The sequence below is a fragment of the Chloroflexota bacterium genome, assembly GCA_013152435.1.
Lineage (GTDB): Bacteria > Chloroflexota > Anaerolineae > DUEN01 > DUEN01 > DUEN01.
Genome location: JAADGJ010000070.1, coordinates 1 through 12,680 on the forward strand (window position 1 = coordinate 1; position 12,680 = coordinate 12,680).

The 12,680-nt window shown below is 65.2% G+C and carries 6 protein-coding genes; 4 read left to right on the forward strand and 2 right to left on the reverse strand.

Features of this window, described 5'->3' with window-relative positions; genetic code table 11:
* Positions 1-321: 321 nt before the first annotated feature.
* Positions 322-4,635, reverse strand: a complete 4,314-nt coding sequence (locus GXP39_09885) for a VWA domain-containing protein (GenBank protein ID NOZ28345.1) — start codon at positions 4,633-4,635, stop codon at positions 322-324.
* Positions 4,636-5,112: 477 nt separating this feature from the next.
* The gene (locus tag GXP39_09890) at positions 5,113-7,179 is read right to left on the reverse strand and encodes a hypothetical protein (protein NOZ28346.1); all 2,067 of its coding nucleotides are present in this window, start codon (positions 7,177-7,179) and stop codon (positions 5,113-5,115) included.
* A gap of 757 nt (positions 7,180-7,936) precedes the next feature.
* Here GXP39_09890 and gndA point away from each other — a divergent pair.
* From gndA to GXP39_09910, 4 genes are all read left to right on the forward strand, one after another.
* Positions 7,937-9,349 (forward strand): NADP-dependent phosphogluconate dehydrogenase, encoded by a 1,413-nt coding sequence (gene gndA / locus GXP39_09895; protein ID NOZ28347.1) that lies wholly within the window; start codon positions 7,937-7,939, stop codon positions 9,347-9,349.
* Between the two features lie 24 nt (positions 9,350-9,373).
* Positions 9,374-10,582, forward strand: a complete 1,209-nt coding sequence (locus GXP39_09900; protein NOZ28348.1) for an alanyl-tRNA editing protein — start codon at positions 9,374-9,376, stop codon at positions 10,580-10,582.
* A 37-nt stretch (positions 10,583-10,619) separates the two neighbouring features.
* Complete coding sequence (locus GXP39_09905) at positions 10,620-11,477, forward strand: MBL fold metallo-hydrolase (GenBank protein ID NOZ28349.1); 858 nt, start codon at positions 10,620-10,622, stop codon at positions 11,475-11,477.
* Positions 11,478-11,593: 116 nt separating this feature from the next.
* On the forward strand, positions 11,594-12,571 hold the full coding sequence (locus tag GXP39_09910; protein ID NOZ28350.1) for a tetratricopeptide repeat protein: 978 nt from the start codon (positions 11,594-11,596) through the stop codon (positions 12,569-12,571).
* Positions 12,572-12,680: the final 109 nt, after the last annotated feature.

A 12,680-nucleotide genomic window follows, 5' to 3' on the forward strand; every position in this document is an offset into this window, starting at 1 on the left:
TTCGCATCAACGGAACAGCATGGGCGAGGCCCCCGCCTGTCGCTTTTTCCCTCCACGGGCGGTCGCACCTGAAAGGGGAGGTGCGGAGGGGAAGCCCCTCTGCAGAAAAACTCTTTTTCTCGCCTTTTCCCTGCCTGGTTGGGGCCTTGGCCGGTGGCCTCCGGCCCCAAGGGGCAGGTGAGGGGCTGAAAACAGAGCCCTTCGGAGGGGCTGACGCCCCTCCGAGCCACCCCAGAGATGCGGGGCCACGCTTCCATATCGCTTAACTTGATACCAATGGGGCGATTCGTGAATCGCCCCCTACACAGGCAGACGCTCCCCTCACTGGCGCAGGTAGTGGCTCAAGTTCACCAACAGCTTGCGGCCATCTTTGGTCATGGCGTCTGGGCCCGCGTTGTATCCCCACAGCACATACTTGCGCCCGCTGCGAACCTCCAGCACCACCGGATAGTGTGTCTCATTCCTCTCCTCCCGGGCGATCGGGGTCACCAGCTTGAACGGCTCGGGGATGTAGACGCCCAGCTCCCGAAGGCGCCTGGGGTAGAGCTGAACCAGAGGGTTCTTTGGCGACGCGTCGATGTTCCAGGGCTCGTTCCAGAAGACCGTCCCCGGCGCCACGGCGTAGACGTTGTTGTTGGAGGAGAACCAGGTCTGGCCGTAGCCGATGAACAGATCGAGCTCGGCGAAGAGGGCGGCGCCTCCCTCACCCAGGCCCAGAATGGACGTGTTCCATTGGGCCAGGGCCCCGACCGCGTCCGGGTCGTCGAAGTCGTAGTGATACCCCGTCTCCGGCCCCACCACGATCAGCGAGTATGGGGAGAAGTCGAACCGGGGCACATCCTTCAGCTCCACCAGGTCTACCACCCAACCGTTCTCCTGCAGCAGGCCCTGATAGTCCAACGCCGTGTCCAGGTCGTCATTCCAAAGGTAGGCCGCCCGGGGACGCACGTTGAAGCCCACGCTGGCGTACCGCAGGAAGCTCTCCTCCCGGTTGTTCGTGCCCACGGCCACCAACTTCACCGTGTATCCGCCGGGCTGAGTGATCCCGGTCAGCACATTCGCGTAGAAGCCATCGCCCGCCTTGCCGTCTCCATGCCTGCCGTCGTCATAAAGCCGCAGGAACGTCACGCCGGTCGATCCCGCCGCCTGGGGCTGCTCTGAGGCCAACCCGGGTCCAGAGACGAGGGCGTAGACGTCCGCCAGGGACTCGCCGATGGGCTTGTGATCCGTCAGAATGCCGTAGATGGGCACGGGCACGCCCACGGCGCGCCGCTCCGGGTCGCCGCCCACCGCGGCGATCAGCGTGGTCATCGTCTTGCCGGAGAGCATGAAGTGATACTCGGGCGTGGGCTTGAGGATGCGGATACGCACCGTCCACAGGCCCGGCTTGGGGTCTCTCACCCGCACCTGGTGATGGGTGTCGTCCCGATACTGAGCGGATGGACTCGCCGACTTACCACCGGGATCCTCCAGCAGCAGCTCCAGATAGCCGCCGAGGTGATCCCAGTTCAGGGTGAAGATGGCCTCCGGCATCCCCTTGTTCACCACCACCTTGAATTCGATCGTCTGCTGTTCCCGAGCCGATCCGGTCCGCTCCGCCAGGCGCTGCAGGCCATGGGTCAGCTCGCCCACAGCGATGTAAGTATCGGCCAGGCGGTTGGGCAGCGTGTCGGGAATGGCCAACGGCGGCCCACCGGACGGTGAGGAGGCGGAAGCGCCGCTGGCTCCGGGCGGGTTGACGTCCACGTAGAAATACTGGCCATGCTTGGCCCCGGCGATGCTTTGGAGCAGCGCCTTGTCCGCGCCGTCGCCCAAGGCCACCGTGTGGATCACCGCATCCGTGATGCCGGCCTCCACGTCGGCCCAGTAAGGAGGCGCGTTCTCCCACCCATCGCTGAGCAGCACCAGGGACCAGTCATGATTCGGGTCCCCGTCCCCGGTGAGAAGGCCGTGCCCCTGCTGAACACCCTGGCCCAGGGCCGTGGTCCCCCCGGATGTCAGCCCGTTGATGGCCGCGATGGCTGCAGCCCGCTCCGCCACCCCGGCGATGGTGGTCAGCGCATAGTCGGTGCTGGCGCTGGAGGCGAAGCTGACCACGCCCACGGCATCGCCATCGTTCAGGAAGTCTACGAAGGCGCTGGCCGCATTCTGGGCGGCCTCCATCTTCCCATCGCTGGACATGCTGCCCGAGCGATCCAGGACGATCACCTCGTCGTTGCGCGCCTTGGCCAGGTAGTAGACTGCGTTGCTCTCGCTGTCAGTGCCGACGCCGGACAACCTTACCCGCAGATCGTGGTAAGCCGCGGTCCCCTTGGTGGGCGGCGCCACGACCAGGAAGTAAGTGTCCGCCGAGGGGTACACGGAGATGACGCTGGCGGCATCCCCACCGATGGAGACGTCGAAGTCGCCAGCCGTCAGGGAGAGAGGCCACCCGGCCGGCACCGCCGTGCTCACCTGGACCAGGATCTTATCCGGGGCGGATGGGTCTCCCGCGTTGGTCGGAGAGGTCTTCAAAGGGTACAGGATGTTGAACCGAGGGACGCACGCCTGGGTGCTGGCATTGCTGAAGTTGTTCGTCTCGCCGGAGCCGGAGTCGTAGATGCCATCGAAGTCCGTGTCCTCGCAGCCGTCCGGGGAGCCGTCGTTGTCGTTGTCCGGGTCCCGCTCCTTGCGCAGGCCATCGCCGTCCAGATCGCTGGCGCGCTTGCTGTAATTGCCCGCGGCATCGAAGACGTATTCCCGCATATCCTTCTTGTCCAGCACCCAGTCGCCGTCGGTATCGACATCATGCGGATCCAGCTGGAAGCGAATCACCTCATCGAAGTCCATGATGCCGTCGCCATCGCTGTCGGTCCAGACGCTGCTCTCGTCCACGCGCCCGGTGCCGCTGGCGGGCCCCACCCAGTATCCCTCAATGGTCTGGCTATCGTAGTCCTGCCAGCGCTCGAAGTCCGGCGGCTGGTCCGGGTCCAGCACATGGATGTACTGGTCGCCATCCGCCGTCTCCCGATAGCCGTTGATCACCATCATGTGGCCGGGCCGACGGAACATGATAGGCCGGTTGGCGTCGATCCAGCCCCTGATCTGGGCGAAGGTGGGCTTTCCCCCGGGGGTATTGATGGTCGTGTTCAGCGCCCAGGAGATGGCCTGGTCCTCCTCGTCCGGGTAGTACATACCCCGGGCATAACCCAGATCGTTGTCCGGGATGCCGTCGTTGGCGCCGGGCCGGGTGTTGCCCGACCACTCCTCCAGCACGTGGTAGCTGATGCGATCCATGCTCAGCATGTTGCCGCCGTTGTACCAGCTGGCCATCATCCGCACGGAGGCCCGCACGCAGTACATGCTGCCATGGGTATATTTGGTGGTGTCCGCACACGGAGGCTCCGTGCAAGGCGCCGGGGAATCCCAGGCGTTCTCCGGCGTGTTGGTCGTGGGGTCCCCCTCCGGGGCGCCATCCAGGCCCAGCAGATAGCTGTCCTTGTTCTGACGAACCCGGGCGATCCCCAGCACCTTCTCCCCAGCCGCCGCGGCGGCAACGCCGCTGAACGTCACCACCTCGATCTGGAAGCCACGGGTCCACCCGCTGGCGCTATCCCCTCGAATCGGATTGATGCGCCAGTAGTAGACGCCGGCGTCCGGGGCCGGGTCCGGCTTGAAGTACGTATGCGAGGTCGTCGCGTCGATCAACGGGCTGGTGAAACCGGCATCATCGTCCAGCTGGAAGCGATAGCGGGTGGCCCCGGCGGCCGGCCGCCAGCTCAGCGAGAGGGTGGCCGCGTCCACTTTGGCGCCATCCTCCGGGGTGATGAAGAGCACGGGCTGCACCGGATTGGCGCGCCCCGGAGAAAGTTGTTCCTTCGGGTAGTTGGCCCAGGCCGATGCGCCACGGCCCCGCGCGTTGGGATAGCGGCCGATGGACTCGTTGGGCTCCAGGATGTCCGCCTCGCTGATGTCGCCGAACCCGTCCTCAAAGCTCACGGCATGGCCGCTGGGCCAGACGCCCGCGGCCACAGCGTTCGCCCCGGCCTCCGCATCGAAGCCACCCCAGGCCACAAAGTCCACGATGGTCTGAGCGGTCCGCCGTCCGGACCGATAGAGGGCCACCTGACCGGCCCGATCCGGGAAGACATCCCCCAGCCCCGCCGGGGTGTGCAGGATGATCGTGCCATCCGAGGCATCGTAATCATCCCCGGCCGGCCCCTTGCCATCGAAATAGATGAGCACGAACACGCCGTTGGGCACCGAGGAGAGCCGGTCGGGCAGGGTGTACACCCGCCCTGTCTCGTTGCTGACCTGCCAGCCGGCCAGGTTCACCCCGGCCGCAGCGGAGGCGTCCCGCGACGGCGTCAGATTCGCCTGCTGGCCCGCGCTGCCCGTCCTTCGCACCGCAGGCAGATAGACGCGCTCCACGGACTGCCCCACAAGTAGCTCGACCCAGGCGGATCCACCTTTCGCCCGCTTGGGCATCACCTCATTGATCACGACGGGCATCGTCCCCGCAGCATCACGGGCGACGGCTCGCCGCGGCATCTCCGCAGCCGAGGCCGTGGGAACTCCCGGGGCCGGCAGGGAGACGAGTACGAGCGCGATCACGAACACCCACGTCAGGATATATGAAACATTCAACCGCTGCATCACAAAGACCTCCCCGATTCTGGGAACCCTGGCTCTACCCCTTCTCACACCACTATATACGGGCATTCACACACAACACACCCCCACATCTAGTGCGCCCTCAGAGTATATCCGAAACCCCACAGGCCGGATGTCAGAGGGCCCCTCTCAGCGGCATGCCCCACAGGGGGAGGTGTGGAGGGGCTTCGCTCCTCCGGGCCTCCTCGTGACAGGGACAACGGGATCTCTCAGATACGTCCTCCGAGGACATGTTGGGAGCGCCTATTGGAAAATCCGACCGAGCCAGGATGGTGAAGGTGGGTAACGACAGCTCCCACGCCGCCGCAGGCGGAGCATGGGAGCTCGGCCCGCTGTGGGAGGATACGACCGCCTCGATCCGCCTCCGAACAGGTTCCTTACCCCGCCCAGAATTGGATAGCGGAGGGCGTTGCCCTCCGCCACCCAACCGGCCGAACCGAAGGGAATCCAAACGAACCTCTACTTCATCACCGAGGGCATATAGACCCGCTTGCCATAGTCCCAGATCCGCACCCGCACCCTATCGGCGAGCCCATCCTCGGGACGGCGATAGATGGTGACGGAAGAGTCCGTCAGGGTACGCCAATACGCCCCCACGCGATTATTCTCGCCATATCCACTGGGCGGGGATGTCCCGAAATCCGCACCACCGAGGTGGCGCTGATTCACGCCGTTGAAGCCGATATCCCCCTGCCACATGGTGAGGAAGTACGTGCCGACGCTTCCCCCCAAACCATGCGCCAGGGCTCTGGCCTGATTCTGGTTCAGGATCACCCAGCCGCTGTCATAGTCCGGCCTGGCGATACGCCAGATGCGAACGCGCACCTCCGAAGCGTAAACATCATCCGGCCGGCGATAGACGGTGACGGAGGAGGTGGTCAGCGTGCGCCAGTAGGCGCCCACCCGGTCGTTCGCGCTGGTCCCCGGCGCAGGCTTGGTGCCGAAGTCCGCACCGCCGTAGTAGCGCTGGTTCACCCCGCTGCTCCCGTTCCGATACTGCATGTCCACCAGATAATCGTTGGTGCTCCCCCCCAGGCTATGGGAGAGGGTTTTGGCCTGCCCCTGGCTGAGGCTCACCCAGCCGCTGTCATAGTCCGGCTTGGGCATCTTCCAGATGCGAACGCGCATCCACCTGGCGTAACTGTCCTCCGCCCGACGGAAGAGCGTGATGGTGGAATCGGTCAGGCTGCGCCAGTAGGCGCCCACCCGGTCCTCCGCGCTGTGGCCGGGGGCCGGCTTGGTCCCGAAATCAGCGCCGCCGTAGTAGCGCAGATTGATCCCATTGCTGTCGCTGGCCCTATACCACGCGTCCACCAGGTACGTATCCGCATCGCCGCCCAGGTTATGGATCAGCGTCCTCGCCGAGGATCCCGCCGAGAGGCCTATCCAGCCGCTGTCGTAGTCCGGCGTTCGAGGCCTCCAGTAACGCCAGATGCGAACGCGCACCTCGGAAGCGTAGAGATCCTCCGATCGGCGATAGACAGTGATCGTGGCGTAGGTCAGGCTGCGCCAGTAGGCGCCTACCCGATCGTTCGCGCTGGCGCCCGGCGCGGGGCTGGTGCCGAAGTCCGCACCGCCGTAGTAGCGCTGGTTCACCCCGTTCCCACCGCTGCGATACTGCATGTCCACCACGTAATCGTTCGGATCGCCGCCGATGCTGTGAATCAAGGTTTTCGCCTGATTCCGGTTCAGGCCCACCCAGCCGCTATCGTAAGTGGGCCGGGGCCGCTTCCAGATGCGAACGCGCACCTGGCTTGCGTAGTTATCCTCCGCCCGGCGGAAGAGCGTGATGGTGGAATCGGTCAGGCTCCGCCAATACACCCCCACCCGATCATTGTTGCGGGTGCCTTTGAAGGCCTTGGAGCCGAAGTCCATACCCCCGTAGTAGCGCTGATTCACCCCGCTGCCGCTACTTCGGTACTGCATGTCCACCACATAATCGTCCGTATTCCCCCCCACCCCGTGGTTGAGGGTAGTAGCCGAGGCGCCGGGCGTCAGGCCGATCCAGCCGCTGTCATAGCTTGGATTGGGATCGACCCAGATGCGGATGCGCACCCAATCCGCGTAACGATCCTCCGGCCGGCGATAGACGACGATGGTGGCATTGGTCAGGCTGCGCCAGTAAGCGCCCACCCGATCGTTCGCGCTGGCGCCCGGCGCAGGCTTGGTGCCGAAGTCCACACCGCCGTAGTAGCGCTGATTGATGCCGTTGATATCGTCGGCCTTGTAGTCCATCACCACCACGTAGTCATCGACATCACCGCCCAGGTTATGGAACAGGGTACGTCCGCTCCCCGGGAAGAGCGGCACCCAGCCGCTATCGTAGGAGGGGCCGCCGGAGAAAGCGGACGACACGGCCGAGACGGCCGTTGCGGCGTCGAAAAGCCCGGCCGACGCTCCTTCGTCCAGGACGCCCGGCTCCTCCACAACGGGGACGGCATCCTGCGCGCGAGCCATCTGGCCACCAACAGGGACGAGCAAGAGGGCGAGCAAAATCAGGAAGACCAGCAAGCGCAGACGAGACATGGATCGACCTCCACTTCGAAAGGATAGCGGGACAAAGGCACGCGAGCCCATTCCAAGGGGGAGCTATCCGTCTCTCCCCGAGAGAGCGCTTGGGGCAAATCAGCGAGGCGAAACATGCAAAGATCAGGAGAAAGGATACCGGAAGCGACGTTCAAAAAAGGATCGACCGAAAGGCGAACCGGCCGGGAGGATCCCAAAGCCGGCGAGCTTCCAGGGGGCTTCCCCAAAATAGCAACCCCTTATCATTCAAACGAGCCGGAGACCCGATATGATACTGGAACGATGAAACGAGCCCCCGCAGAGCATCCATCAGGGATGGGAAGGCAATCCCCGCCTGTCTTTACGAGGTGCTTGTGGAATGCCCGTTCAGCCAGGCCGCCCGGCGGATAGCGATGTCTGTTTGAGAGGGACACAGGGGGAAGAAGCCGAGCACACCAGGATGGCCCCATGGGAATGCACAAAGCAGTATACACGGCCCCAAGGGAAAGTCAATTCGCATCGAAGGGGCAATCGTTTGGGATCAAGATGCCAGGAGAGATGAGGCACCAGATTCCCTCACCCTAATGGTGAACGGTTACCCCGGCGCAAGTCATTGTAGCTTTCCCCTGCGTGTGTTACAATCTGCGTGCATTTCTCAACAAGTTCCCTGTTGTCCCCTCGGGACATCAGAAACATACGCACGCTTCTCGTCCCCGCCTCAAGACCGGGGCGAGCGCAGAAGCGGCGTTTCCAAAAGCAATCTCTTTCGGAGGATCAGATGGCAAAGTATGACATCGGCTTGATCGGCCTGGCCGTCATGGGCCAGAACCTCGTCTTGAACATGGAGAGAAACGGCTTCGCCGTGGCGGTATACAATCGGACGACGTCGAAAGCGGAAGCCTTCGTGGCGGCCCACCCGGGCAAGCGCCTGTACCTGGCGCGCACCCTGGAGGAGCTGGTCGAGGCGCTCCAGCGGCCGCGCAAGATCATGATCATGGTGCAGGCCGGCCGGCCCGTGGACCTGGTCATCGAACAACTCAAACCGCTCCTGGAGCCGGGCGACGTGATCATCGACGGCGGCAACTCCTTCTTCTTGGACACGGAGCGCCGCGCCCGAGAGCTGGCCCAGGACGGCATCCGCTACCTCGGCGCGGGCGTCTCCGGGGGCGAAGAGGGCGCCCTCCTGGGCCCCAGCATCATGCCCGGCGGCGATCGCGAGGCGTATGAGCTGGTGGAACCGATCTTCACCGCCATCGCCGCCAAAGCCAAGGACGGCGCGCCCTGCGTCACCTACATCGGCCCCGGGGGAGCAGGCCATTACGTCAAAATGGTCCACAACGGCATCGAGTACGGCAACATGCAGCTCATCGCCGAGACCTACGACATCATGCGCACGGCGTTGGGGATGTCCCCCGCCGAGATGGCCCCCATCTTCGCCGAGTGGAACCGGGGCGAGCTCTCCTCCTTCCTGATCGAGATCACGGCCGACATCCTGGCCCGGGTCGACGAGGAGACGGGACAACCGATGGTGGACGTGATCCTGGACAAGGCGGGCCAGAAGGGCACCGGCAAGTGGACCTCGCAGAACGCCCTCGACCTGGGCGTCGCGACGCCCACCATCGACGCGGCGGTGGAGGCCCGCATCCTCTCCGCGTACAAGGATGAGCGCGTGGCGGCAGCACAGCTCATCCCTCAGCCGCAGCGGGACTATCAGGGCGATCGCGAATCCCTGATCCAGGCGCTGCGGGCCGCCCTTTACGCTTCCCAGGTATGCTCCTACGCGCAGGGGATGGCGCTGTTGCGGACGGCCTCCCAGGAATACGACTACAACCTGAACCTGAGCGAGATCGCCGCCATCTGGCGGGCGGGCTGCATCATCCGGGCCGACTTCCTGGACGACATGCGGGCGGCCTTCGACGCCGATCCCGACCTCGCCAACCTGTTGGTGGCCCCCAAGTTCCGGGACGATCTCGTCGCCCGGGAGGCCCAATGGCGACAGGTGGTCACCACAGCCGTCAATCTGGCCATCCCGACGCCCGCCACCAGCGCGTCGCTGGCCTACTTCGACGGCTATCGCAGCGCCCGCCTGCCCGCCAACCTGATCCAGGCGCAACGCGACTACTTCGGTGCCCACACCTACGAGCGCGTGGATCAGCCGGGCGTCTTCCACACCGAGTGGACGAAAGCATAACGCATGGGGGACAGGTCACAGGACGTGACGGAGCGATTGTACTATCACGACGCGTACCTGACGGAGTTCGAGGCCTCGGTCATCGATCGCGGACGCATCGGGGATGCCCCGGCGGTGGTGCTGGACCGCACCGCCTTCTACCCGGAGGGAGGCGGCCAGCCGGCCGACCGGGGCACCCTCAACGATGTGGCCGTCGTGGACGTGCAGACGGTGGACGGCCGCGTGTGGCATGTGCTGGAGGCCGATCTATCGGCGGACCACGTGCATGGCCTGATCGACTGGGCGCGTCGATGGGACCACATGCAGCAGCACACCGGACAGCACATCCTCTCCCAGGCGTTCATCCAGGTCGCCGACGCGGCCACGGTGGGGTTCCATCTGGGGATAGAGGCCTCCACCATCGACCTGAATCGGATCGATCTGGACGCGGCCACCCTCGACGCCGTCGAGAGAGAGGCCAACCGCATCGTCCTGGAGAACCGACCGGTACGGGTCTCCCTGGTCTCGCCGGAAGAGCTGGCCACGCTTCCACTGCGGCGGCCGCCCAAGGTCGAAAAGGACGTACGCATCGTCGAGATCGAGGGATTTGACTGGTCTGCCTGCGGCGGCACCCACGTGCGAGCCACAGGAGAGGTGGGCCCCATCAAGATCATCAAGATCGAACGGCGTGGCGAGGAGACCCGCGTGACCTTCCTGTGCGGCCTGCGGGCGCTGGCGGACTACGCCCGCAAACACGCCCTGGTCCATCACCTGGTCAGCCGGTTCACCTGCGCTGAAGGCGAGATCGAGGAGGCCATCGATCGGCTGGAGGAGGAGGGACGGGAGGCCCGCCGGGCGCTGCGAGAGGCGGAGGGGATCCTGGCCGATTACGAGGCCCGGGCGCTGCGACAGGCCGCCCCTGCGATGGGCGAGGTCCGTGTCGTCGCCCGGGTGTACCGAGATCGCCCACCCGCCTGGGTGCGCGGCGTGGCTCAGGTCCTTCGCGATCACCCCCGGACGGTCGCGCTGCTGGCCTGGGGCGGCGATCGCCCGCAGCTCATCTTCGCCCGCAGCCAGGACGTATCGGCGGACATGCGGGCCGTGCTCAACGCCGCGTGCGAGGTGTGCGGCGGACGCGGCGGCGGACGGCCGGACTGGGCCCAGGGGGGCGGGGGGGACGCCGGGCGGCTGGACGAGGCGCTGGAGGCCGCCACGGCAGCGTTACGCGATCAATTGATCCCCCATTTCAAATAAAGGAGCCGGCGAACTCGTTTGAGGGTTGGAGGGAGATATGCAAGAACTGGCCCCCGGGGTGTTTGCGGAAACCGATTTCCGAGGATCGAATCCTGGCTTCATCCTGACGGATGAGGGAGCGGTGGTCGTGGACACGCCGCAGATCCCGGCCGAGGCCCGAGCCCTGCGGGAGACGATCGAGCGCCTGAGCGGCGGGAAGCCCATCCTGTACGTGATCAACACCGACCACCACCGCGGCCACATCCTGGGCAACCAATGGTTCCAGCCGGCGCCGGTGATCGCGCACGACATCGCGTGGAAGCACATGAACGGCTACACGGAGAACTTCAAGCAGCGGGTGTACGACTCCTTCCGACGAGAGCCGGAGATCCAGGCGCAGTTTCTCGACCTGCAGATCATCAAGCCGACGCTGACCTTCAGCAAGCGGATGTACCTCTTCCTGGGCGGGCGAGAGATCCGGATCATCTGGGTGGGAGGCCACACCCCTGCCACCTCGATCGTCTGGCTTCCGGCCGAGAAGGTGGCCTTCGTGGGCGATGCCGTGTGGGTCGATCAGCACCCCTACATGGGGCAGGCCAACTCCAAGGAATGGCTGGAGGGGCTGACGTATATCCGCCGCCTGAACGCCGAATACATCGTGCCGGGCCACGGCCCGGTATGCGGCCGGGAGGCCACCGAGCGCATGTCGGAATACATCCGTCACATGCGGTCTCGCGTGCGCTCCCTCTACCGGGCGGGAAAGAGCAAGCAGGAGACGGCCAACCTGCTCGTCGGCGACCTGATCACCTGGTTCCCTATCCCGCGTGAGCGCAGATCCCGGATCGAATCCCAGATCAAGTCGGGCATCGGCCGGGTGTGGACAGAGATGCACCGAGAGGGGCTGCAGGAGAATTGAACTCGATCCCATCCGGGCGGGTCCGCCGCCGGGGACGCAGGAGACCGCCCTTTTCACGAGCGCCAGACCGGTTCTCGCCGAAGTCACCGTATCCCATCGCGGAGGTGGCGTGATCCATGGTACAGGTAATTGAGACCGGCAAACTGACCCCCGCGGATGAGCTGCGCGAGCTGTTGGATCGCGTGGAGCGTCGTGTGGCGAACGTGAGCAGCGCCAGCACCGACGAGGTATTCGAGCTGCTGGAGTGGCTCGACCGGATTGTGACCCTCATAGAGGACCTGGAAGCGGACGGCATGGACCTACGCCCCGAGCGCACACGCCTGGAGAGCGTCGAGGGAATGGTCCGAAGCAAGGCGGGCATCATCGTCCGCAAGGTGAAGCTGGGGCTGGCCAAGCGACGCGAGGAAGTGCGCCCCGACGAGTCCCACTGGTGGTGGTGGCTGGACCAATACGTGCTGGAGCGCACCCGGGCGCGCATCCGGCGGATCGCGATCACCGTAAGCGTCGTGGTGATCCTGGGAGCGGCCGCCTATCTGATCCTGACCCGCCTGTTCCCGACGGATCCCCGGGTGGAAAAGGCGCATGAGCTGCAGCTCGCCGCGGAGCGCATGGTCATGGACGGGCAATGGGCGGAAGCCGAGCAGCAGTTCCTACAGGCGCTGGAATACACGCCCGACGATCTCATGCTCTGGACGTGGCTCGGCGTGGTGCGTGAAGAGCAGGGGAACCAGGCCGGCGCAGAGGAGGCCTTCGCGAGGGCGCGACAGCTCGCCGACTCCGAGGTGGAATTCCTCCTGGCGCGCGGGCAGATATACTCCCAGGTCAGGGAGGGGGAGAAGGCGGAGGCCGATGCGAAGAAGGCCATCGAGCTGGAGCCGGATTCGGCGCGGGCGCATTTCGTGCTCGCCAGCGCGTACGAGGTCCTGGGGAAGAATTACGAGGCGATCCAGGAGTTCCAAAAGGCGGCCGATCTGGCAGCGGACAAGGATCCGCAACTGGTGGTGTTGGCCCGCATGCGCATGGGCATGCTCATGCAATTGCCCAGCGCCCCCTTCGGCACGGAGACGGTGACGGCCACCGTTCCCGCCCCGTAGCCCGCGTGAACCCGAACACCCAGGCGCCAGCCTCGGGCTGGCGCTTTTTTGTGAGGCAGGCGAAAACAGGTGGCTTCCCTCCTCGGTGTTGGTGAGGGGCAGGGGCGAT